This window comes from Flavobacterium hydrophilum (assembly GCF_003202405.1).
Lineage (GTDB): Bacteria > Bacteroidota > Bacteroidia > Flavobacteriales > Flavobacteriaceae > Flavobacterium > Flavobacterium hydrophilum.
Map to the genome: position 1 here is coordinate 545,911 of NZ_QJHL01000002.1, position 22,721 is coordinate 568,631.

Genomic DNA, 22,721 nt, shown 5'->3' on the forward strand with positions numbered 1-22,721 from the left:
ATTAATCAATCCAGAAAGGAGGAACGATATTCGATGAAAATGTGGTACAATCTCCGCAGGCAGCTTTTACCATAAAATAAGTCCATGGTTCATTGAGAGACACGTATGTTCTCGATTTTGTGCGAATTAAAGACCTTAAAACGGCTTGTCTGCAAGGGAAATCACCAGGGCAATCAAGGTAATCTTTAATTTCGCAATCACTTTCATAGTAAGGAGGAAGTGGCTTTTTTGGAAATAAATCTGCATAATTGAAAAAGATTCTTTCAGATGAAACAGCAGAAACTTCAAAATAACCAATAACTTTCTCGGTAGGATTTTCTACTGATTTTATATTGCCATAAAAGAATCCAGGCTGTTTTGGAGAAAGAACACTTCCTGATGTTGATAAATCTTTTAAAGTTTTGTAGTAAGTATAGGCAGCCAAATTCTGTACATACTGTTTTACAAAAATACTGTAGCGGTGCGATATGATATAGTTTTGATCACTAATAAAACGTATGGGAAAGTGTACTCTGTCGTCGCTTTGATCATTCGTATTATTTAGAAGAATATCTTCTGATTTTTTAGTCGAAAAGCAGGTTTCTGTTTCCTTTTTTCGTTGAGATATTAAAATGTATTCTGATGCGGGAGCTCCCGGGAAACCATTTTCAAGGTCTGGCGGAATTGCAGGGCTTATTTGTATAGAAGTTTCTAATGGTGACCAAACAGGTGCTACAATTTTGTAGGTTTCGGCATATTCATATCGATAATATTTTGAAGAATTTGTAGGGTCAAAACTATTTACATTTATTTGTACGCCACTTTCTGAACCAACCTTTTCTACAGTGGCTGTTATATTATCAATTTTGGTTTCTGTAGTTAATGTTTGTTCATCAGAAGTGTAATTTTTGCCTTCTTTAGTTCTGATTTTTAATTGATATTTTCTTCCAGCTTCGGCTTTGAATGCAGAAATAGACTCGTACACGGTATCCTTTTCTTCAAATTGATACTCATTTCCCTGATCATCTGTGATATATACATTAGCGCCAGTTTCAAATTTAGGCCCTGTTTCGTCAAGTTGATAAACTTGGGAAACCCTAATAGTCTGATTTTTTAACTCATTTGTCATTGTTCCTTCCACAACAAGAGCACTTTCAAAATCTGTGTTCTGAAAAACATATTGTTCCGTGCAACTTGTTATAGTAAATATCAAAAGAAGCAAAAGCGATATTTTATTGAAATATTTCATGATTTTAAAACTTGAAATTATAGGTAATACTAGGAATCGGAATAGCGAATATTGAAGTTTTATAGGCTTTTATTTGTCCTTTGTCTGTTACAAAAAATACAGAATATGGATTATTTCTTCCCAAAACATTATAGACAGAAATGTTCCAAAAACTATGTGCTAATTTTTTTATTTTATGATTTCCTTCAATATTAATACCGATATCTAATCTGTAATAGTCGGGAATCCTGAATTTGTTGCGATCACTATATACGGTATATTGTGCATTTCCGTAATCATATTTCCCAATAGGATAAGTTATAGGGCGTCCTGTCTGATAGATAAAATTACTGGAAAAACTATAACGTTTTGTAAATCGATAGTTTAATACTGCACTAAAGTCATGAGGTTTGTCAAAATTTGAAGCAAAATACTTTCCATCGTTCACTTTTTCTTCATTAAACTGACTGTTTAATTTTATTAATGATCTGGAATAAGTATAACCTAGCCAGCCATTAAGTCTGCCTTCTTGTTTTTTTAATAATACTTCTATTCCGTAAGCTTTTCCTTGTCCTTGTAAAAGTTCAGTTTCAATGTTTTCGTTCAATAATAAGTCAGCACCAACTTTATAATCTAAAATATTTTTAGAGTTTTTGTAATATCCTTCCAGACTAAGTTCAAGTTCATCGTTTTTTAAGTTTTTATAAAATCCTAAAGAAAATTGTTGTGCACTTTCTGGTTTAACATTCAAATCTGAAAGCTTCCAAATATCTGTTGGAGATTGTGTTGTATTATTTGATAATAAATGAATGTACTGATAGGTTTTGTCATAACTTGCTCGAACTGAAAAATCAGCGGTTAAAAAATAGCGCACTGCAATTCGGGGTTCAAATCCTCCATATTTTTTAATTATTTCATTATTTGCATAGGTTTTTGTTTCAATAACCGTAGCATCGCTTATAGGGAGATTTTGTTCATAAATTCTTTGAGTAGATTTTCCTAATGCAGCAAATGAAGAATAGCGCAAGCCTAAGTCAAGCAATAATTTATCATTGATTTTAAAATTATCCCCAATATAAACAGCTGATTCAAGTCCTTTTTCTTTTTCTACATCAATAGGAATTAAGGTCGATTCAGGATTTTTTGGATTTAAATATCCAGGATCAATAGCGTACAACTTACTCGAGATACCATAACTGAATTTATGTTTCTCATTGAATAGATAAGCCATTTTAACTGATGCTTGCGTTTCATTAATTTTATAGCCAAAATCAAATGAATTCATTCCTTCTGTTTGATAATCAATATTAAATTTATATTCGCTGTTAGTGAAAATTAATGACCCTTTGTTTTTTTCATTAAAAGAATGATTCCATTTTAATGTTGCTAGCCTGTTGCTGTATTTGTATAATGAATCTGATGAAACGCTAAATTTATCCTTACTGTAATATAAAGTAGACTCAATATCATTATTAGCATTTATTTTATGATTGTATCTTATAATAAGATCGTAGAATGAGGCCTGGCTGTTTTTTAATTTTTCATCATCTAAACTTTTTAAAATCCAGTCTGAATAACTTGCTCTTCCTCCTATAATTAAACTGGATTTTCCTTTAATAATAGGGGTTGAAATCATTAAATTACTTGTAGCCGGGCCAATTCCGCCTTCACCTTGAAACTTGTCAAAATTTCCGGTTTTAGAAGTAATGTCAAAAACTGATGATAATCTGCCTCCAAATTCAGCAGGGATACTTCCTTTATAAATGTCAACTTTTTTTGTTGTGTAAGGATTTAATGCAGTAAAAAATCCAAAAAAGTGAGATGGATTATATAAAACAGCATGATCTAATAAAAATAGATTTTGATCCTCTTTGCCTCCTCTCACATTATATCCTGAAGAACCTTCTCCTGCTGTCTTTATTCCGGGTAAAGTTAAGGCAACTTTTAGAATGTCTCTTTCACCAAGAACGAGAGGGACGTTTTTAATTCCTTCTGTGTCAATAGTTGTAACTCCTGTGATTGCAGCTTTTGCGTTTTTATTTTTATTTGTTTTTACTAAAACTTCGTCTAATTGATTTACATTGTCAATCAAGGTAAAATTCAGTGTACCGTCATTATAAACCATAATTTTTTTGGTTACTTTATCATACGAAAAAGTTTCCGTTTCAACCATGCTCATTCCAGGAGGGACTTGTAATTTATAATATCCGTTTTTATCTGTAGTTGTTGCAAACTTGGTGCCGGCAATTTTAACGAGTATGTTAGAAAGCACTTCTTTATTTTTACCGCCTCTTACGTAACCGGAAAGCGTATAAGTTTCCTTTTTTTGATTTTTTACCTCCTTGCCAATAGCAATTATCTCTTTTGTGTTTTTATTTGGATTTCGTGTGTTTGTTCTCTTTAATGAATCATATTGCTGATAGAAAACAGGAGCGATTGCTACCCCATTTTCGTCTTTTTCTAAAGGTATTCCAAAATAATCATCAGGTAATTGATTGTATATTACACTATTATTAGTTAATATAATTTTATTGCCAGAGATGTAAAAATTAAAACTGGTGTTTTGTAAAACTTCGTCAAGCACTTCAGCTATTCGTACTTCTTTAAATTGTTTAGATATAATGGTGCTGTCTGTTTCAAACCATTTTTCATCAAAATAAAACTTAAAATAAGAAGATTGTTCTATATTTTGAATAACGGTCTGAAGATTGGCATTTTTAAATTCAACAGAAACTTTGTCACTAATAACTTGAGAATATGTAATGTGTTGAAAGACAAATAAGAATAATAAGAGAGTAATTTTTTTCATTTTAATTAGAACTTTTTCTTAAAAGACCATTGATTTGTTTTGCCAGATTTTCCATGAATTGCTTTTTGTCTGAATGTTCTAACTTTTTGTTTGTTTTGTAAAAGTCATTAATTTCTTTTTTATAGGAAGGAAAAATTGTTTTTATATCTTTTTCAGATTGGACTGTGTAAAAAAAGTTATTGTATTTTATGACAAAGTCAGTATAATAGATGTAATTATAATAAACTATATCAGCCTGTAATACTTTAATTTTTTCTTTTCGGTGTTTTATATAAAGAGAAATGTTACTTTCTACGAAATTCTCTTCGTATATGCCCTGAATTATTTTGGGAAATTTGATGGTCTCCGATTTTAAATTAACGAATTTTTTATTTTTGATAGTAAAGAAATCAACCTTGTCTTTGATAAGCGTTATAGGAAAATTATCTGTTTCTCCATTTTGTTTATAAATTACCTGATCGTCATATATGTCATATTTAATATTCACATCAGCATAAATTTCATCTTCAAAACTTAATTCGCCAATATTAAATTCGTCAATATAATATCTATTGTTTTTTGGCATTGTACGAAAAGGCTCGCTATGTACAACCCCATTATTAATATTGAGATTGTCTTTTCCAACAGCATTATCAAAATAATCATATAATGAAGAATTTTCTTTAGTTTGACAATGTGTATTAGAAATATTCAGGAAGATGCTAAATATTATAAGGCAAATGGTTTTTTTTTGACAATTTTTCAACGGAAGTCTACTTTTGATGATTTGTTTCAAAAGTATGAAAAAATGTTATAAAAATAACTTAAGAATGTTAAATTGTAATAAAAAAGTGATTTTTAACAATTCAGAATAAAATACTAATCAATAATCGAGGAATTAAAAAAGTAAATCTACCTGAGAATTTATCCTTTCCAGATAATAATCTATTTTTCTGATCGCCCGGTTAAAAAATAGATTTTGCTCTTTAATTCCTGATTGTCCTAAAGGTTTAGAATTAATGATTTGTTGCTTAAAGAATTGATGAACATTTTTACAGCTGTCTTCGTTGTCTGTAATGAAATAGCCTAACAGGGTATAAGGAACAAACATCGTCAGTTTTTCTGGCGTCTCAATGAGCATGTTGTTGTTTAATAGTATAAGTTCGTTGTAATAGAGAGCAAAATTATTGTTTGCAGCATTACATTTTTCCTGAATTAGGCTTATAATCCTTTTCAAATCTTTACATAAGGCATTTGCACTTTTTAGATTCAGCAGACCAGCTTCATAAAAGTATAAAATCTGTTGTAAACTGCTATTGATTGTAGTGTCGTTCCAGACTTCATTTACAATAGTATTTTCATATGTTTTTTTTAGCGTTTGCATATATCCCGAAAAGGATTCGTCGATTACAAAATTCTCAAAAGCAACTTTCTTTTGATTTGTATTTAAAAGATTCAGCCAGACAAAAGCTTTAAATTTTGACAAGATTGTTCCGTCCATAAAATAGAACAACGGAATATCTTTTGCTGAATAGAATAAAGTTGTTTTTGGATTTTTCGTCAGTATTTCGATTTGTTCTGCAGATGATTTAAAATACTGAAGCATATCCTTTAATGTTTCAATTTCAATTGTTTTTTCTACGATTACATTTTCTTTTTTTGAAAATAAACTATCTAATGAAATGCTAAAATGATTAGCCAGTTTGATGGTCTCATCGATAGAAAATTTACTTTTTTGAGAAATTCTTCTGTGTGATGCATCATAACTGATTTCCAGAATAGATGCAATTTCATCGATTAAGGAAGTTGACTTAGGGATTTTATTCCTTATTGCTTTTAAAAGAGATTCCTGATATTTCATAATTTGCGATATTCACAAATATAAAAAATAATTTTATTGTTTTCTACAAATGCAGATGTGATAATTGCAATAGGTTTGTTTTGTAATTTTAATAAAAGAATAATTATGAAAGCTAAATATTTTAATAAATCGGTAGAAGAAAAGTTGTTTTTTTCTTCATTAAAGGAAAGGGTTAATGAAAAACTCAAATATAAAAACGTTTCTTACGGGGATGCCAGATTTTGGTTTAAAGGTTTATTTTGGACTTTAGTATGCTACTCGGCTTATTCGTTGCTTTTTTTTAGTAATAGTAAAATTGTTTTTTGGCTCTTTTATGTGATTTTTCAATTATCGGGATTGCTAATCGGATTTAGTTTTGGTCATGATGCTTCTCATAATACTGCTTTCCGAAATAAAAAAGCAAACTCAATATTGCATTTTTTTAGTTTTCTGACCGTAGGTATCGATCCGTTATTGTGGGGACTACGACATATTCGCTCTCATCATTTATATGCCAATGTAGAAGGAAGTGATATTGACATAGATAAAAACCCGTTTCTGAGATTAAGCCCAACGCATCCGTGGAAACCCAAACATAGATATCAGGCTTATTATGCTCCATTTGTCTATATGTTTACTTTGCTTCATTCTGTTTTTATGAGTGATTGGGTGTATTTATTTTCAGATGAATACGATTGGATGAAAAGAGGAATTGCTAAAATTGATTTGTATTTTAGGTTTATGCTTTATAAAGTAGTTTATTTTTCTTTAGCATTGGTTATCCCAATTCTTTACACTGACTTTTCATGGGTTTTTGTTGTTTTTGCCTTTATTACGGCAAGTGCTTTTACTTCATTAGTATTTATAATCATGCTTGTAGGAACTCACTTTTTTGACGGTGCAGATTACCCTCAGCCGGAAGGAGAATTTTTGGAACATACATGGGCAGTTCATCAACTCCATACAAGTTGTGACTGGGATGCAAATAAAGGCTGGGCGAGATTCTTAAGCGGTGGGTCAAATTGCCATGCTGCGCATCATCTTTTTCCGAATATTTGTCATACTAATTACAGTGAAATAAATTTAATAATTGAAGAAACAACAAAGGAATATAAACAACCTTATCACCATAAAACATTATTTGAAATGATGTTTTCGCATTTTAAGCATTTACACAAAATGGGCAAGTCTGAATTCTATAATTAAAAAAGGTTTTAATACGTAATTAAAATAAAAATCATGAAGAGATTAAATAAAAAATCAGTTTTAAAACTAGGGAAATGTCAATATACTTTAATTATAATAATGTTCAGTGTATTGAGTTTTGCACAACATAATTTTTCAAAAATGACAGATCATACACGGGTAAACAATATTGCTGTAGATTCTTCAGTAGTATTAGATGGTAAAGAAATAAAGCTGAATTATTTCAGATGGAAATCTGATAATAATTTAAGAAATGACAGTATTAAGATATTTAGTTTGTCACCAATCTCAAGAAGAGTTAATGAAGTAAACGGTTTTGCTCTGGGTGCTGGTCATTTTGAAAATCAAAATATTGAAATCCAGGTAATTAATGGGTTAAATATTGAAGCCAGTCCTATATCATTAGCTCTAATCTCTTTTTCTATTAATGTTCCGTTTGAGTCTTTGTTTGTGGGAATTAACGACAACGCTATCAGTAATGTGGCTTTTTTTGATGATAAAATAAAAACTTATATAAAGATAAATGGCTTAAATGTGAGTTCTGGTGGTTTTATGGGAGGGGCAGAAGTGAGAGGAATCAATATTTCGATATTTTCAGGAATGAATAAAATGAATGGTTTTTCTGTTGGAGGAATATTGAATACTAAAAGTTTTTCCGGTGTGAGTATTTCAGGTCTGGCTAATCTGTCTGATAATGGAAACGGTGTCCAGGTTGGGATTTCAAACGTTTCAAGAAGACACAATGGAATTCAGATTGGGTTATTCAATAATTCTAAGGAGCTTCGTGGAGTGCAATTTGGACTTTGGAACACAAATGGAAGAAGAAAATTACCTTTTTTTAATTGGCAATTTAAAAATAAGTAAAATTAAAGCTTATTGCTATTATTCGAAAAACCCCCGATTCAAATAAATGAATTGGGGGTTTTCTATGAATAAACCTTTAGTAAACTAAGATCTGATTACTCTTTTTTCTCCTCACGTGGAGGTCTCTGTAAAAGTGCTTTTCTTGACACTTTTTCTTTTTTAGTTTTAGGATCAACTCCAAGGTATTTCACCTGAAAAACATCACCCATGTTTACTACGTCGGTAACATTTTCAGTACGCTCCCAGGCTAATTCAGAAACGTGTAATAAAACTTCATTTCCTGGCGCTGATGTATATTCAACTACAGCTCCAAAATCTAACATTTTAATTACTTTAACTTCATAAGCTTCTCCCATTTGTGGTTTGAAAGTAATTGACTTAATTTTAGCCAATACCGCTTCAATTCCAGCAGGATCTGTACCTAAGATTTCGATAACACCTTGCTCATCAACTTCGTTGATTACAATAGTTGTTCCGGTAGCTTTTTGTAATTCCTGAATTACTTTTCCACCAGGTCCAATTAATGCTCCAATAAAGTTTCCAGGAATAGTTCTGGTAATGATTTTTGGCGCATGAGCTTTTACATCTGCTCTTGGTGCAGCGATTGTCTCAGTTAATTTTCCTAAAATGTGTAAACGTCCATCACGAGCCTGAGCCAAAGCCTGCTCCATAATGTCATAACGTAAACCATCAATTTTAATGTCCATTTGACAAGCAGTAATACCATCAGCAGTTCCGGTTACTTTAAAGTCCATATCTCCTAAGTGATCTTCGTCACCTAAAATATCAGACAAAACAGCAAATTTCTCTCCATCAGTAATCAATCCCATAGCAATTCCAGAAACTGGTTTTACCATTTGAACTCCAGCATCCATCAAAGCCATTGTTCCGGCACATACTGTTGCCATAGAAGAAGAACCATTAGATTCTAAAACTTCAGAAACAATACGGATTGTATAAGGACAATCTACAGGAATCATATTTTTTAAAGCTCTTTGAGCCAAGTTACCGTGACCAACTTCTCTTCTTGAAGTTCCTCTTAGTGGTTTTGCTTCACCAGTAGAGAAAGGAGGGAAGTTATAGTGCAAGTAGAATTTCTCTTCACCTTGCTCAGATGGAGAATCGATTTGATTCGCTTCTCTAGATGTTCCTAAAGTAACTGTAGCCAAAGCCTGAGTTTCTCCACGTGTAAATAAAGAAGATCCGTGAACTCTTGGTAAATAATCAGTTTCACACCAGATTGGTCTGATGTCTGTTGTTTTTCTACCATCTAGACGTACACCTAATTCTAATACTACATTACGAACAGCTTCTTTGTTTGTTTTGTAAAAATATTTACCAACTAAATCACCGTCAGCAGCTAATTCTTCTTCTGTAAATAGAGCTTTTACTTCTTCTTTTACTTCAGCAAATGCAGCACCTCTTTCGTGTTTAGCGGAACCAACTTTTGCAATAGCATAAATTTTATCGTATGCAGCAGCTTTTACTTTTTTGTAAATTTCTTCGTTTTCTTTCTCACCTTCGTAAGTACGAATTTCTTTTTTACCAAAAGCAGCTTGTAAACGTAATTGTGCCTGAATTTGAACTTTGATAGCTTCGTGAGCGAATTTAATAGCTTCGATCATTTCAGCTTCTGAAATTTCTTTCATCTCACCTTCAACCATTGCTACAGAATCCATAGAAGCTCCAATCATCATATCGATGTCTGATTTTTCTAATTCTTCTCTGCTTGGATTGATTACTAATTTTCCGTCGATACGTGCAACACGAACTTCAGAAATTAAGTTGTAAAATGGAATATCTGAAACTGCTAATGCTGCAGAAGCAGCTAAACCAGCTAAAGCATCTGGCATAACATTTTCGTCATGAGACATCAACTGAATCATAACTTGTGTTTCAGCATGGTAATCATCTGGGAAAAGCGGACGCAATACACGGTCAACTAATCTCATTGTTAATACTTCGCTGTCGCTTGGACGTGCTTCTCTTTTAAAGAAACCTCCAGGGAAACGACCTGCTGCTGCAAATTTTTCGCGGTAATCTACCGTTAACGGTAAAAAATCAACGCCTGGGTTGCTGGTGCGAGCTGAAACTGCTGTTGCAAGAATCATTGTATCGCCCATTCTAACTACTACAGAACCGTCAGCTTGTTTAGCTAAACGTCCTGTCTCGATTGTGATGCTTCTGCCATCACCTAAATCGATTTTTTCTACAAATAATTGTGGAATCATAATTTTTTCCTTTTTGATTATACAATGGGTTTTAGTTGTGTTGTAGTTGTTGTTGTGTGTAGTTGTTGTATTCTAAAACCCAATGAAAAACCAAACTTTTTTTCTTGTAACAAGTCTTGTCAGACTTGTGTCTTGTAAAAACAAAAAGAGGCACTCTCGCACCTCTTTTCTATATTGATTATTTTCTGATATTCAATACTTTGATAATCTCACGATATCTGTTGATCTCTTTCTTTTTCAAGTAATCTAACAAAGCTCTTCTTTTACCTACTAATAGTACAAGTGAACGCTCAGTGTTGTAATCGTGACGATTTTTTTTCAAGTGTTCAGTTAAGTGTGAAATTCTGTAAGTGAACAATGCAATTTGACCTTCTGCGCTACCTGTGTTTGTTGCACCACCGTGTTGTGCGAAAATCTCTTCTTTCTTTTCTTTAGTTAAATACATTCCAATATTATTTAATGATTTTTATGTATGTCATACAGCTTTTGTAAGACGGGTGCAAATTTACTATTTATTTTTGGAAATACAAGATAATGGTAAATTTAAATTTTGAATCATTAATGAGTTTTATGTTTTATTGGCTGTTTGTATGGTAATTGGTAGTGAATATAAAACTCTTACAGGAATTCCCCTTCTTATGCCGGGATTCCATTTTTTGGCCTCTTTAATAACATTGATGGCACTTTCGTCTAATCCATGTCCAATGCCTTTTAATATCTTAGGTTGAATTAAACTTCCGTCTTTGTCAACTATAAAAGTCAGATGTATTTTTCCGGATACTTTATTTCTTGCCTCTACGGGGATATATAATGATTTGCCTATATAGCTGTAAAATGAACTCATTCCTTTTTTTGGGCTTGGTCGCTGGTCCAAAATAGTATAAGGATATTCAATATTTAGAGAATCTTTACTCATACCTGAAACTAATTTTCCATTTTCATAAGTTTCAGTAAAAGTGGTTTTGCTTTTAAGGTTTTTTCCTTTCCATATACCCTCTGGAAATCCATTTTTGACTTTTCCGCTTTCTTGTTGATGTTCTGTTATAATTTCATAATCACCATCTCCATTCTTAACTTTTTGTTCTTTCTGTGCGGTCCAGTAATTATTAATTTTCCATTCTTCTTCTCCTTTTTTATTCTGAGAATATTCTAATTCGGATTTGATGTCTCCATTTTCATACCAGTTGTATTCTTTTCCTTTTTTCTTTCCGTCAGAATAGACTTGTAGCGACTTCTTATTTCCATTCTCATGATAAGTTATGAATTGCCCGTCCTTTTTTACAATGTCTCTGTTTAAAGTAGTTCCTATAGATTTTATTGCCGAAGATTTGTAGTATTCTTTGAAAATATATTTTTCTTTGTTAGAAAAATACCCTTCAATAAGTCTGGTGTATTTGTAATTATCCGCAGTAGTTTCGGCCCAGGCTGAGTCTAGATAAATCAGTTTATTTACTTCAGTAGAATTTTGAGAGAATGATTTGGTTAGAATCAAAAGAAAAAATAATAAATGTACAGGTGTTTTCACAGAGAATAGTTAGCTTAGTTAGGGGAGCTAAAGTAGTGTTTTTAGTACAATTTAGCAATTTTCGATTCGTGAAAAATATACGTTTAATTTAAATTTTACCTTTGAATGTTTTTTGCAGTTTGCTTTTTATTTAAAGAAGAGTAAGAAGTTTTTATATTGTTTTCGTCTATTTTTATTCCTGAAATTAGAACTCCATTATCATAATTCTCAGTGAATGTAATGTTGCGTTCAGTATCATTTCCTTGCCAGAGACCTTGCTTTAAACCATTTTTAATAGTTCCTTTTTCTGTTATAAAGTTATCTGCGCTTTCATATTCGCCATTACCATCAACTACAGTTTGGTTTTTATTTTCATCCCAAAAATTTAGAATTAAAGTTTGTAATGTTTTCGTTTTGGAATTCCACAGATTTTGTTTCTCACACTTCTTGCTCTGGTTTTCGTACCAATTTATTTCTTTACCTTCTTTATGGTCTTCTTTGTAGTTTATAACCGATTCTTTTGAACCGTTTTTAAAGTAATAAATAAACTCACCATCTTTTTTTAGAATGTCCCTGTCCAAGGTAGAACCAGTCATTTTCTTTCTTCCGTTTTTATAAAAGTCAGTAACAACGTAGCGGACGCTTTTTTGCGAATAGTTTGTAATTACACGGGTATAACTGTAATTCTCGGAAGTGACTTCACGATTTAATGAGTCAAGAAAAATTTTCTTAGACATCACGTTAATTTGTGCAAATAGATTAACTGAAAGGATGAAATGGAATAATATGAAAAGGCTTTTTTTCATTCAGATCTATTTTTTACATTAAAAATAGGACTTCTAGAATAATTTAGCAACTTCCTGATTTACAAATTCTAAAAATCGTTCGTCAGCTTCTGTAAACGGATCGATAACATGACTGTCAATATCAATTTGTCCAATGTTTATCCCGTTTACAAATAAAGGTACAACAATTTCTGATTTTACTGTAAAACTGCAGGCAATATAATTGTCCTGAGCAGCAACATCCGGTACAACAAAATTGGCATTGCTTTCAGCAACCTGACCACAAATTCCTTTTCCGAATGGAATAATGGTATGATCGGTTTCGGCACCTACATAAGGGCCTAAATGCAAAGTTTTATTCTCGTGATTGGCAAAGTAAAAGCCGACCCAATTATAATATTCAACATTTTCGTTTAACAACTGGCAGATTGCCAATAATTTTTCGTCTCTGGTCGTATTTGCTTCAGCTATAATAGTTGCTATTTTTGGCTGTAATTCCTGAAATGTCATAATGTGAAAATTTTATACAAAAGTATTTAAAGCTACACTCAAAAATTACATAAATTTGAAAAAAAATCCCCGTGAAGAAATATTTAGTACAATTTAAACCCTTCCTTATTTTTATAGGAACTTTTTTTGCCACTTATATTTTACTGGCCGTGATTTATAAAAGTTATCTGAATAGTTTTGAATCAAATGATGTTGACGAAATAACACGTGTTGTTGGTTATAATGTCGATTTCCTAATGCGTATATTTAATTCAGATATTATCATTCAGAAAAGCATATCGGATCCATGGTTAGAGGTTTGGTATAATAAAACTTATGTTATTCGAATTGTAGAAGGGTGCAATGCTGTAAGTGTGATAATTTTATTTATTTCGTTTGTAATAGCTTTTTCCGGAAAATTTAAAACCACTTTATTGTTTATTTTATCAGGGACTCTTTTTATTTATATTCTAAATGTAGTCAGAATTGCGTTATTGGCCATTTTGTTATTTCGTTATCCTGAAAAAGTGCACCTTTTGCACAGTGTTCTTTTTCCGTTGATTATCTATGGATTGGTTTTCGTTTTATGGGTTTTATGGGTGAATAAATTTTCAAAATATGCTAAATAAACTTTCCGAAAATAAGTTCAAAATCATAATAGCCATTTTGATTGTTTTGTGTCTGGGAATCGTTAGGGCTTTAGAAAATCAATTATTTTACGATCCATTTCAGGTTTATTTTGAATCAGATTTTAAAGAACTGCTGTTTCCTCATGTTGATCATTTTAAGCTTTTTACAGGACTTTTATTTCGCTACGTTTTAAATACGGTGTTGTCATTAATACTTATTTATGCTTTATTTAGAGATATTGAAATTTTGAAATTCAGTGCATTTTTGTATGTATTTTTTTTAGTAGTGCTTTTTGGGATGTTTTTTATAATCCTTGAATGTTTTCCTAATGCAAACTGGCTGCTTTTTTATGTAAGAAGATTTATCATTCAGCCCATATTTTTACTGTTATTTGTCCCCGCTTTTTATTATCAAGAGCAAAATCCCAAAAAATAACATTTTATTAGATTTTTTTAAAGGCTTTTTAAATACTTTTGCAGTATGAATTTAAAGAAGTGCACAGGAGTATTTTTAGCGTTCCTTTTGTTGGTTTCCAACATAGGGTTTGCTTTTGATGTGCATTATTGTGGAGGAAAAATTGCTTCGGTTTCATTAAGTACTACAGTTTCTCCTGAAAAAAAATGTTGTGGGGATAAAGAAAAAAAATCTTCCTGCTGCAAAGATAAGGTAGTTAAATTTGAAAAAAAATCAGATGATGCCACCTTTAAAATTTTCTTCTTTCAGTTTGCATTTCCGGCAATAGTTCAGGAATACAAACCCATTGCTTTTTTGTCTGTTCCGAATTTTAAAAGCAATCAGATCATTTCGTATTATGCTGATGCAAATGCGCCCCCCTTATTCAAATTATACAATCAATACATTTTTTATTCCTGATTTTAATGTTTAGAATCAAGCCATCTTTTGAGGCCTGTAATCTGCTGTTTTATTATTTCTTAATTTATTGAGAATCTTTAAAACAGAAATTTCTAAATAATTAAAATCTTTTTTATGCAAAAAAATATCATGCTTTTTATGGTGTTTTTGCTTTCTGTTTCTGCATTTTCGCAAGAAGATTTAGAGGAAGTAAAAGTTACCAAAAAGCAAAAAGGACTTAAAAAATCCTATACGCTTACTGCTAATACAACTGTTATTACCAGCAAGGAATTACTAAAAGCGGCTTGTTGTAATCTTGCCGAAAGTTTCGAAACAAACCCATCAATCGACGTCAATTTTTCTGATGCGTTAACGGGAACCAAACAAATAAAAATGTTAGGTTTGACCAGTCCGTACTTAATGATTACCGAAGAAAATATACCTTCGGTACGCGGTGCTTCTCAGGCTTATGGCTTATCTTTTACACCGGGAACCTGGATTGAAAGTGTTCAGATAACTAAAGGTGCAGGAAGTGTAATTAACGGATATGAAAGTATTTCGGGGCAAATTAATACAGAGCTTTTAAAACCTTTAAGCGACATTCCTTTTTTCCTGAATGCTTATGGTTCTACCGATGCCCGTTTTGAACTGAATACCCATTTCAATAAAAAAATATCTGATAAATGGGCTACAAGTCTGTTTGTTCATGGCAATACGCGTGTAGCGAAAAACGACATGAACGATGACGGATTTTTGGACAATCCATTGGGGAAACAAATCAATGTTTTGAACCGTTATCAATATTATAATCCGGAAAGCGGTTTGGTTAGTTTTATCAATTTTAGATATATGAATGATAAAAAACAAACCGGAGAAGTTGATTTTGATAAAGATCGCGATCGGGGAACCACAAATCACTGGGGTTCAGAAATCAATACAGAACGTTTTGATGTATCGACAAAAATTGGTTACGTTTTTAAAGACATGCCTTATCAAAGTATCGGTTTTCAAAATGCTTTTAATAGTCATAAGCAAGATTCTTACTTCGGTTTAAATCAATACGATATTAAGCAGAATAGTTTTTATTCGAATTTAATTTTCAATTCGATTATCAGCAATACGATGCATAAATTCACAACCGGTCTGAATTTTACTTACGATGAGTATCAGGAATTTGTGAATGTAAATGATTATAGCAGAATTGATAATTCGGTTGGAGCATTTTTCGAATATACCTATGATAATACAGATAATTTTAGTTTGATTTTAGGCGGAAGAGTTGACAATCACAATAGATTAGGTTTATTTGTAACACCTCGTCTGCATATGCGTTACAATCCGTGGAAAGACGGAGTAATTCGTTTTTCTGCCGGCAGAGGAAAACGTTCTGCTAATATTTTTGCAGAAAATCAACAACTTTTTGCAAGTTCCAGAACTTTCTCAATTTTGGATAATAGCGGAAAAATTTATGGTCTGAATGCAGAAATTGCATGGAATTACGGAGTAAGTTTTTCTCAGAAATTCAAACTTTTCAATAAAAATGCTGAAGCAGGTTTTGATATCTACAGAACCGATTTTCAAAATCAGGCGGTTGTGGATCTGATGCAAAGCCCCCAGGAAGTTTTATTTTATAATTTGAAAGGAAACTCATTCGCAAATAGTTTGCAGGTAGAATTTAATTATGAGTTAATTCATAATCTGAATTTGAGAACAGCTTATAAATATTACGACATTCAAACCGATTATTTAAGAGGCACTTTTCAGCGTCCGTTGCAGGCAAAACATCGTTTTTTAGGCAATCTGGAATATGAAACTCCTGTAAATGATGATAAACAATGGAAATTTGATTACACCTTTAACTGGTCAGGAAAACAACAATTGCCATATACTGCATCAAATCCTGCCGCAGATCAGTTTTCTGATTTTTCACCCGCTTATGCAGTAATGAATGCTCAGATAACCCGTGTTTTTTCTTCGGTATTTGAAGTTTATATTGGAGGTGAGAACATTGGAAATTACAAACAGGAAAAAGCAATTTTAGGTGCAGATAATCCATTTGGTCCTAATTTTGATGCTTCTATAGCATACGCGCCAATTTTTGGACAAATGTATTATGCAGGATTACGATTTAAAATAAAATAAATGCAATGTCAATTTCAAAAAACAATTTTAATAACAATAAATAATAAAAAGATGAACAAGATAATTTTAATAGCATTGATAACTTTTTTAGGATTTTCGGCTCAGGCTCAAACTAAAAAAAATAAGAATTTGAAATACACTACAGAGGTAAACGGAAATTGCGAACAATGTAAAAAACGTATTGAAAAAGCAGCTTTTAGTGTTCCGGGTGTAAAGACCGCAAACTGGGATATTAGTTCTCATCAGCTTACGGTTATTTTAAATGAAGAAAAATCATCAACGGCTGATTTAAATAAAGCTGTTGCAAAGGTTGGTCATGATACCAAAGAAGTAAAAGCAACTCAGGCAGATTATGATAATCTGCATACTTGCTGTAAGTATGAAAGAGAATAATTAAGAAGCCCGGACTTAAAAAAGCCCGGGCTTTTTTAATAGTTAATTTATCTTTAAAATACCGTATTTTATTGTGGTTAAACTAAATTATTGTTACTTTCACGCCCTATATAATTTCAATGATAAACCAATAGCATATGAATAATTTTGACTGGACGCAATTAATAAATCCTGAGTTTTATATTAACTTAAGCATAGGCGGAGTTCAGATAGGTTTGTATATTGTATTATTTATTGTTTTTGCAGAAACTGGACTTTTTGCCGGCTTCTTCCTGCCTGGTGACAGCTTGCTGTTTTTAGCAGGAATTTACAGCGGGGAGCTCATCGAGAACATGGTTTTTATCCCAAGTGATTTTCTAAATGTCTTATTATTGTCATTTTTGGTTGCCGTCATGGGGGTTTTAGGAAATATGACCGGTTATTGGTTTGGAGCCAAAAGCGGTTATTATTTATTTAAAAAAGAAGATAGCTTTTGGTTTAAAAAGAAATACCTCTTACAATCGAAGGATTTCTTCGAAAAGTATGGAGGTAAGGCTATAATTTATGCAAGGTTTTTACCAATTTTCAGAACATTTGCTCCAATCATTGCGGGAATAGTTTCTATGGATAAAAAGAAGTTTATGTTCTATAATATTTTGAGCTCTTTTTTATGGTCTTTTATATTAATTTTTGCAGGTCATTATTTATATGGAGTATTCTTGAAACAAGGAATTGACCTGAAACATCACATTGAATACATTATTATTATCATTGTACTAATTTCTACATTCCCTGTTTTATTGAAACTTTTGAAGAAAAGACCAATTGAGAAAATCTAATTTTTAATTTATAAAAATTAGATATTTCCAAAAAGATTAAAAATAGATCTTGCAAAACGTGAATTATTTTTTTCTTCAACTGTTTCGTAACAAGAGAAGCCTAAAATAATTTTAATTCCAGGAGGAATGCTGTTTAAGATATCTCTTTTTTGTTCATCCAAAAGCAATTTTAAACTTGAAGTTACTTCTGCATTATACTTTAAATAAGAAATAATAAGTAAAGTAGAAAAGTTTAAAACCTCACGTGCTGTTTCGCTTTTGATACCAACTTCATTAGAAATCATTTCGGTAATTCTGGCTTTTTTACTAGTGAAGATCTGCTCTAAAAATTGATTTCCTTCTAATTTGTAGTTGTCATCCACAGATAAAATCCGGGAAGAAGCAAAATCAACTTCTTTGTAAAATACTGAGTCTTCGACAAGCTCGGTCATTTCTTCTAATGGTTTCTCATCAAAATTGTTATAGCATCCCATCAAAACAGTCCCTAACGAAACGTCGATAGCCTTAATTAATAAGGCATCATTTTCGAAATAAAATTTGTTCAGCTTGGAGATAACATTGGAAGAGATAAAACGGCGTAGTTCAATTTGTAGATTTGGGGTCATAATTGTATACTGGATTAATTAATATTTTGCTGTCAATGAACGATTAAATGTGGTATTTTATCGTTTATAGTGATAAAAATATAAAATAAATTAACATATCCAAAAAATAAGTTAAATATTTTGTTTTATCTTTTTTGCAATTTATTCAACAAAAATGAATATTATCAATAAATATCATACTTAGTTATCAAAATAAAGTAATAATTACTTAAAAATAATTTTAAATTTTTATTTCATAGGTTTTAAAATATAGGAAAAAACTTAAATGTAATTTGTACAGTTAAAATAATAAAATTCTATTTTGCCAGATTATAGTAAGAAATACGCCCAAATAAATAATACATATTAAAAAATTAATAAAACCAGAAGCTAAAAAGCCTATTAATGATCCTGTTGCTGCTTTAAACGCTCTTTTGTGATCTTTTGAATCATATAGCATTTCACCTATAAAAGCTCCTGCAAATGGGCCTATAATTACTCCAAAAGGTATAGGAGCGAGAATACCAATTATCAAACCAATATTAGTTCCCCAGATCCCGTAACTGCTGCCGCCAAAACGTTTAGTTCCTTTAGCCGGGATAGTGTAATCTAAAATCGTGATAATAATCATAATTAAAAAAGTGATACCTAAAACCCAGTAATTATTTTCGACTGCTTTTGTTAAATACAGCAACAACAATCCAACCCAACAACTGGATAGACCTGGTAAAACAGGTAAAAAACTCCCTATGATTCCTATGATCATGCATATAAAACCAAGTAAAATCAATATCAAATCCATAAAATATAATCTTTTTAATTTTCCATTAATAAAAAGTGCCGTTAATAAAAGTAATAAAAAATGATTCAAAAGCTTTTTAGACAAAAACAAAAAATTGACTTTTATTACAAAGCTTCCCAAAAAAATAATCGTATTTTTACATTATTAGTTCAATCAACATCAGAATCTTGAAGCGGTTTTTCCTTTTTTTCCTTTTTTTAGTTTTCAGCTCTTGTCAATATTTTGAGAAGCAGGTACCCTCTGAAAAAGAATTACTTCAAAAAGAATTAAAATCAATCAACTGGAAAGAAGTGGATGAATACCCATCTGTTTTAGATTGCGAGAAAATCAACGATAAAAAACAACGCCAGCAATGTTTTTTCGAAATCATGTCACAACTTATTCAGGAAAAGTTAGACATAGATACATTATCAATTTTGTACCCCGAATTAGATACCATAGAAGTCAAAGTAACCATTTTTCCTAACGCTACCCTGAAATTTGAACCACAATTTCCGAAAGATTCAGCAACTTATGATACTATAAAAATGGATAGTATACTTCGTGCACGATTGATAGATTTTCCAAAAGTAAATCCGGCTATTAAACGCGGAATTCCGGTAAAATCACAATTTATTTTGCCCGTAATTCTTAAGGAAAAAAATAATAAATAAGATAAGAAGCAATTCCTGCTGTCCGCTGTATCTTTTTGTTTTTAAAGGAAAAACAAAAAGGATGCCGCTCCCATCAGGGCTAGGGCATCGGATTCCAAATAAAGTTATACTTTAAAACGGCGGTCTTTCCATTCATAAGAACCAAATAAACTGTACAAAGCAACAGCTGAACTAAAAAAGGGATACAGTAAACTGCTCAAAAGCACACTTTTTATTTTGCCTTTAGTCAAAAAATCATTGGTAAAATAAAGCAACACAAAATCTGTTACAAACTTTAAAAAAGCAAACAAAACAAAAATCGGATACGACCAGATTCCCAAAAGGAGAAATAAAAATCCAATAACAAAACTCAAATTTCCAAAGAAGACAATCAATCCCAATAACTTTCCGAACAGACTTTGATAGGAACTTGTTTTTGCCGCCCAACGCACTCTTTGGTAAAATAAGGCTTTCCAGGTTTCAGTTGGTTTGGTTGTTACAATAGCTTCTTCAGCTTTTAAATAATGAACTTCTTGCGGAAATTGCTGAATCGCTTTTTGCAGTAAAAAAACATCGTCTCCGCTCGCAATTTTGTCGTTTCCATCAAAACCATTTAGTTTTTCAAACAACGATTTGGTGTATGCTAAATTGGCTCCATTACACATAAAACCATTATGTAGCCCAAAACTTCCAATCGTAGCACCTTGAAGACTGGTTAAATCTAACTGCTGGAAATGATCTAAAAATGAATGTGCACATTCATAAGAAACTGCCCCAGCGAGCATAGAAATGTTGCGTTCCTGAATATAGTTATCAAGATTTAAAAGCCAGTTTTCAGGAACAATACAATCGGCATCAGTTGTAATAACCCATTCGGTTTTTACATGCTGCATTGCGGTAGTGATGGCGTCTTTTTTAGGAGATTTTGATATACGGATATTGTCTATTTGTGAAATGTGAAATGTAAAATGGGGAATGTGAAATTTTTCATCAGAACTATCATCAACCAAAATCACTTCAAATAAATCCAGTGGATAATTTAAATTAGAAAAACTTTCTAAAAGTATTGTGAGATTTTCTTTTTCATTGCGAAACGGAACTATAATCGTAAAATTTGTTTTGGGCTCTATATCAGATTTTTGATATTTTTTGATTTTGAAAAAGCCATAAACAAGCAAACCAATACAAATGATGTAAATTGCTAATATGAGAAACAAAGCCAGACTCATTCCTTAGCTTTAGTTTTAAAATTCAAAACATAATAACTTCCTATAGCAACCGGTAAAACTACATTTAAAAACCACATGAGTGTACTGATAAAAACTACAATCCATTCGTTTACACCTAAAATTCCGAAGAAATAAATAGCTACGCTGCCTTTTACTGCAAAATCTAAAAACTGAAAAGTTGGCAACGATGAAGCTAAAAAATACACAGAAGTGATGGCTGCCATTAAAGTTAAATAAGGCAAATCGACATCAAAAGCCAAAAACAAAAAATAATATTGGTGAGAGAAAACCAGATAACGACAAATGCCTAAAATGATATTTTTATAATGAATTGGTTTTTGAATTTCGTTAACTTTATGAATCAGTTTTTCGATTGAATATCCTTTGATATTGATTTTTTTAATTGAAAATAATACAATCAGAATCAGTAAAAATCCGCCAAATAATATCAATACTGTTTTAGAAGTAATAACATGATACAGTGCATTGAAATATAACAATCCGAAAATGCCAAAAATAATAGTCAGAATCATCTGGATTCCGTTGCAGATTAAGTTTAGAAAAACTACTTTTTTTGTTTCAGATTTTGGATAATACAAAGCTTTTCCGGCATACTCACCAACTCCGTTTGGCGTAAAAATACCGGCGGTTAATGCTGCCAAAACCTGCTTTGTAGCTTCGGCTAAAGATATAGAATGAATTACCTGGGCTAAATTCTGCCATTTCAAAATCTCAAAATAGCGATTCAAAACACTCAAAAGCAAAATAAAACCAATTCCTAAAACCGATTGGTTTTTTCGGAACAAAACAATGAATTTCTGCCAGTCTAATTTATCGTTATTCGCCAGCTGATTGTAAATAAAATAAAATGCGCCGCCAACAATCAAAAGTTTGACCAGAAGAACGAGGAATTGCTTAGCTTTGTGAGGAATTGAAATCATGCAGCAAAGTAAAGAAAACTATTGCGAAAAAGCTATTTCACAAAGATTCACAAAGCAATCACAAAGACACACAGAGAAAATAAAAAAAACTTTGTGAATCTCTGCATTAACTTAGTGTAACCCAAACAAAAATCACTTGATAAAAGAACGCATCATATTAGGTATCGACCCCGGAACCACAATTATGGGTTTTGGACTGATTAAAGTAACCAATAAAAAAATGGAATTCCTGCAATTGAATGAATTGCAGCTTTCCAAATACGACAATCATTACCAAAAACTAAAAATCATTTTCGAAAGAACTATCGAATTAATCGAAACGCATCATCCGGATGAAATTGCGATTGAAGCTCCTTTCTTTGGAAAAAACGTTCAGTCCATGCTGAAATTAGGACGTGCACAGGGTGTTGCTATGGCTGCCGGACTTTCAAGAGATATTCCAATTACCGAATATGAACCTAAAAAAATAAAAATGGCCATTACCGGAAACGGAAATGCGAGTAAAGAACAGGTTGCCAAAATGCTGCAACAACTTTTAGGCTTAAAAGAATTACCCAAAAATCTCGATTCAACAGACGGTTTGGCAGCTGCTGTTTGCCATCACTTCAATTCAGGAAAAGTGGTTGCCGGAAAAAGTTATTCCGGTTGGGATGCTTTTGTGAAACAGAATGAAGATAAAATTAGAAAATGAGAAAATGAGATAATGAGATAATGAGATAATTGGTCAATTAGATAATTCTGTAGATATCGAAACAAATTATCTAATTATCAAATTGACACATTG

The 22,721-nt window shown here is 31.7% G+C and carries 23 protein-coding genes; 10 read left to right on the forward strand and 13 right to left on the reverse strand.

Annotated elements, in window-relative coordinates; genetic code table 11:
• Position 1: 1 nt before the first annotated feature.
• From DMB68_RS11520 to DMB68_RS11535, 4 genes are all read right to left on the reverse strand, one after another.
• Entirely contained in the window at positions 2-1,228 is a 1,227-nt protein-coding gene (locus DMB68_RS11520) for a DUF4249 domain-containing protein (RefSeq protein ID WP_110346809.1), read from the reverse strand.
• A 4-nt stretch (positions 1,229-1,232) separates the two neighbouring features.
• Positions 1,233-4,016 carry a TonB-dependent receptor gene (locus tag DMB68_RS11525; RefSeq protein ID WP_110346810.1) on the reverse strand — a complete coding sequence of 928 codons (2,784 nt, stop codon included), beginning with the start codon at positions 4,014-4,016 and terminating at the stop codon, positions 1,233-1,235.
• A 1-nt stretch (position 4,017) separates the two neighbouring features.
• The gene (locus tag DMB68_RS11530; protein ID WP_110346811.1) at positions 4,018-4,761 is read right to left on the reverse strand and encodes a hypothetical protein; all 744 of its coding nucleotides are present in this window, start codon (positions 4,759-4,761) and stop codon (positions 4,018-4,020) included.
• A gap of 132 nt (positions 4,762-4,893) precedes the next feature.
• Positions 4,894-5,856, reverse strand: coding sequence for a hypothetical protein (locus tag DMB68_RS11535; RefSeq protein ID WP_110346812.1), 963 nt, complete (start codon positions 5,854-5,856; stop codon positions 4,894-4,896).
• Positions 5,857-5,961: 105 nt separating this feature from the next.
• On the opposite strand from DMB68_RS11535, the gene DMB68_RS11540 reads away from it, so the two are divergent.
• Both DMB68_RS11540 and DMB68_RS11545 read left to right on the forward strand, forming a co-directional pair.
• On the forward strand, positions 5,962-7,041 hold the full coding sequence (locus DMB68_RS11540; RefSeq protein WP_110346813.1) for a fatty acid desaturase family protein: 1,080 nt from the start codon (positions 5,962-5,964) through the stop codon (positions 7,039-7,041).
• A 141-nt stretch (positions 7,042-7,182) separates the two neighbouring features.
• Positions 7,183-7,905 (forward strand): LA_2272 family surface repeat-containing protein, encoded by a 723-nt coding sequence (locus DMB68_RS11545; protein ID WP_124019422.1) that lies wholly within the window; start codon positions 7,183-7,185, stop codon positions 7,903-7,905.
• A gap of 95 nt (positions 7,906-8,000) precedes the next feature.
• Here the strand turns inward: DMB68_RS11545 and DMB68_RS11550 are convergent, their stop codons facing one another.
• The 5 genes from DMB68_RS11550 to DMB68_RS11570 form a co-directional block, all read right to left on the reverse strand.
• Complete coding sequence (locus DMB68_RS11550) at positions 8,001-10,136, reverse strand: polyribonucleotide nucleotidyltransferase (RefSeq protein WP_110346815.1); 2,136 nt, start codon at positions 10,134-10,136, stop codon at positions 8,001-8,003.
• Between the two features lie 178 nt (positions 10,137-10,314).
• The gene (gene rpsO / locus DMB68_RS11555) at positions 10,315-10,581 is read right to left on the reverse strand and encodes a 30S ribosomal protein S15 (protein WP_007804772.1); all 267 of its coding nucleotides are present in this window, start codon (positions 10,579-10,581) and stop codon (positions 10,315-10,317) included.
• A 123-nt stretch (positions 10,582-10,704) separates the two neighbouring features.
• The gene (locus DMB68_RS11560; RefSeq protein ID WP_110346816.1) at positions 10,705-11,661 is read right to left on the reverse strand and encodes an energy transducer TonB; all 957 of its coding nucleotides are present in this window, start codon (positions 11,659-11,661) and stop codon (positions 10,705-10,707) included.
• A 95-nt stretch (positions 11,662-11,756) separates the two neighbouring features.
• The gene (locus DMB68_RS11565) at positions 11,757-12,377 is read right to left on the reverse strand and encodes a toxin-antitoxin system YwqK family antitoxin (RefSeq protein WP_231131643.1); all 621 of its coding nucleotides are present in this window, start codon (positions 12,375-12,377) and stop codon (positions 11,757-11,759) included.
• A 102-nt stretch (positions 12,378-12,479) separates the two neighbouring features.
• The gene (locus DMB68_RS11570; protein ID WP_110346818.1) at positions 12,480-12,935 is read right to left on the reverse strand and encodes a GAF domain-containing protein; all 456 of its coding nucleotides are present in this window, start codon (positions 12,933-12,935) and stop codon (positions 12,480-12,482) included.
• A gap of 71 nt (positions 12,936-13,006) precedes the next feature.
• On the opposite strand from DMB68_RS11570, the gene xrtF reads away from it, so the two are divergent.
• The 6 genes from xrtF to DMB68_RS11600 all read left to right on the forward strand — a co-directional run bounded on the left by xrtF (position 13,007) and on the right by DMB68_RS11600 (position 17,749).
• Positions 13,007-13,543: an exosortase family protein XrtF gene (gene xrtF, locus DMB68_RS11575; RefSeq protein WP_110346819.1), complete on the forward strand. Its 537-nt coding sequence runs from the start codon at positions 13,007-13,009 to the stop codon at positions 13,541-13,543.
• Positions 13,533-13,979, forward strand: a complete 447-nt coding sequence (locus DMB68_RS11580) for an exosortase F system-associated membrane protein (RefSeq protein ID WP_110346820.1) — start codon at positions 13,533-13,535, stop codon at positions 13,977-13,979. The genes xrtF and DMB68_RS11580 overlap by 11 nt, the downstream gene beginning before the upstream one ends.
• A gap of 45 nt (positions 13,980-14,024) precedes the next feature.
• On the forward strand, positions 14,025-14,417 hold the full coding sequence (locus DMB68_RS11585) for an HYC_CC_PP family protein (protein WP_110346821.1): 393 nt from the start codon (positions 14,025-14,027) through the stop codon (positions 14,415-14,417).
• 114 nt (positions 14,418-14,531) lie between these two features.
• The gene (locus tag DMB68_RS11590) at positions 14,532-16,538 is read left to right on the forward strand and encodes a TonB-dependent receptor plug domain-containing protein (RefSeq protein ID WP_110346822.1); all 2,007 of its coding nucleotides are present in this window, start codon (positions 14,532-14,534) and stop codon (positions 16,536-16,538) included.
• A gap of 51 nt (positions 16,539-16,589) precedes the next feature.
• Entirely contained in the window at positions 16,590-16,931 is a 342-nt protein-coding gene (locus tag DMB68_RS11595) for a heavy-metal-associated domain-containing protein (RefSeq protein WP_110347091.1), read from the forward strand.
• 137 nt (positions 16,932-17,068) lie between these two features.
• A complete protein-coding gene (locus DMB68_RS11600; protein ID WP_110346823.1) occupies positions 17,069-17,749 on the forward strand; it encodes a DedA family protein in 681 nt (226 codons plus the stop codon).
• A 17-nt stretch (positions 17,750-17,766) separates the two neighbouring features.
• Here DMB68_RS11600 and DMB68_RS11605 read toward each other — a convergent pair whose 3' ends face one another.
• Together DMB68_RS11605 and DMB68_RS11610 are read right to left on the reverse strand one after the other, a co-directional pair.
• Positions 17,767-18,354 carry a DUF937 domain-containing protein gene (locus DMB68_RS11605; RefSeq protein ID WP_110346824.1) on the reverse strand — a complete coding sequence of 196 codons (588 nt, stop codon included), beginning with the start codon at positions 18,352-18,354 and terminating at the stop codon, positions 17,767-17,769.
• Positions 18,355-18,634: 280 nt separating this feature from the next.
• On the reverse strand, positions 18,635-19,135 hold the full coding sequence (locus DMB68_RS11610) for a DUF456 domain-containing protein (RefSeq protein ID WP_110347092.1): 501 nt from the start codon (positions 19,133-19,135) through the stop codon (positions 18,635-18,637).
• Between the two features lie 167 nt (positions 19,136-19,302).
• Here DMB68_RS11610 and DMB68_RS11615 point away from each other — a divergent pair, with 167 nt between their 5' ends.
• On the forward strand, positions 19,303-19,788 hold the full coding sequence (locus DMB68_RS11615) for a hypothetical protein (protein WP_110346825.1): 486 nt from the start codon (positions 19,303-19,305) through the stop codon (positions 19,786-19,788).
• Between the two features lie 104 nt (positions 19,789-19,892).
• Here the strand turns inward: DMB68_RS11615 and DMB68_RS11620 are convergent, their stop codons facing one another.
• Both DMB68_RS11620 and DMB68_RS11625 read right to left on the reverse strand, forming a co-directional pair.
• Positions 19,893-20,996: a glycosyltransferase family 2 protein gene (locus DMB68_RS11620; protein WP_110346826.1), complete on the reverse strand. Its 1,104-nt coding sequence runs from the start codon at positions 20,994-20,996 to the stop codon at positions 19,893-19,895.
• On the reverse strand, positions 20,993-21,937 hold the full coding sequence (locus DMB68_RS11625; protein WP_110346827.1) for a lysylphosphatidylglycerol synthase transmembrane domain-containing protein: 945 nt from the start codon (positions 21,935-21,937) through the stop codon (positions 20,993-20,995). The genes DMB68_RS11620 and DMB68_RS11625 overlap by 4 nt, the downstream gene beginning before the upstream one ends.
• A gap of 136 nt (positions 21,938-22,073) precedes the next feature.
• Here DMB68_RS11625 and ruvC point away from each other — a divergent pair, with 136 nt between their 5' ends.
• Entirely contained in the window at positions 22,074-22,628 is a 555-nt protein-coding gene (gene ruvC, locus DMB68_RS11630) for a crossover junction endodeoxyribonuclease RuvC (protein WP_110346828.1), read from the forward strand.
• Positions 22,629-22,721: the final 93 nt, after the last annotated feature.

Bases quoted from the DNA above. Each gene is read 5' to 3' on its own strand.
- DMB68_RS11610 (WP_110347092.1), bottom strand. From the start codon at position 19,135: ATGGATTTGATATTGATTTTACTTGGTTTTATATGCATGATCATAGGA.
- DMB68_RS11620 (WP_110346826.1), bottom strand. From the start codon at position 20,996: ATGAGTCTGGCTTTGTTTCTCATATTAGCAATTTACATCATTTGTATT.
- DMB68_RS11590 (WP_110346822.1), top strand. From the start codon at position 14,532: ATGCAAAAAAATATCATGCTTTTTATGGTGTTTTTGCTTTCTGTTTCT.
- DMB68_RS11600 (WP_110346823.1), top strand. From the start codon at position 17,069: ATGAATAATTTTGACTGGACGCAATTAATAAATCCTGAGTTTTATATT.
- DMB68_RS11535 (WP_110346812.1), bottom strand. From the start codon at position 5,856: ATGAAATATCAGGAATCTCTTTTAAAAGCAATAAGGAATAAAATCCCT.
- DMB68_RS11580 (WP_110346820.1), top strand. From the start codon at position 13,533: ATGCTAAATAAACTTTCCGAAAATAAGTTCAAAATCATAATAGCCATT.
- rpsO (WP_007804772.1), bottom strand. From the start codon at position 10,581: ATGTATTTAACTAAAGAAAAGAAAGAAGAGATTTTCGCACAACACGGT.
- DMB68_RS11545 (WP_124019422.1), top strand. From the start codon at position 7,183: ATGACAGATCATACACGGGTAAACAATATTGCTGTAGATTCTTCAGTA.
- DMB68_RS11625 (WP_110346827.1), bottom strand. From the start codon at position 21,937: ATGATTTCAATTCCTCACAAAGCTAAGCAATTCCTCGTTCTTCTGGTC.
- DMB68_RS11565 (WP_231131643.1), bottom strand. From the start codon at position 12,377: ATGTCTAAGAAAATTTTTCTTGACTCATTAAATCGTGAAGTCACTTCC.
- DMB68_RS11605 (WP_110346824.1), bottom strand. From the start codon at position 18,354: ATGACCCCAAATCTACAAATTGAACTACGCCGTTTTATCTCTTCCAAT.
- DMB68_RS11570 (WP_110346818.1), bottom strand. From the start codon at position 12,935: ATGACATTTCAGGAATTACAGCCAAAAATAGCAACTATTATAGCTGAA.
- DMB68_RS11585 (WP_110346821.1), top strand. From the start codon at position 14,025: ATGAATTTAAAGAAGTGCACAGGAGTATTTTTAGCGTTCCTTTTGTTG.
- DMB68_RS11540 (WP_110346813.1), top strand. From the start codon at position 5,962: ATGAAAGCTAAATATTTTAATAAATCGGTAGAAGAAAAGTTGTTTTTT.
- DMB68_RS11525 (WP_110346810.1), bottom strand. From the start codon at position 4,016: ATGAAAAAAATTACTCTCTTATTATTCTTATTTGTCTTTCAACACATT.
- DMB68_RS11520 (WP_110346809.1), bottom strand. From the start codon at position 1,228: ATGAAATATTTCAATAAAATATCGCTTTTGCTTCTTTTGATATTTACT.
- DMB68_RS11550 (WP_110346815.1), bottom strand. From the start codon at position 10,136: ATGATTCCACAATTATTTGTAGAAAAAATCGATTTAGGTGATGGCAGA.
- DMB68_RS11595 (WP_110347091.1), top strand. From the start codon at position 16,590: ATGAACAAGATAATTTTAATAGCATTGATAACTTTTTTAGGATTTTCG.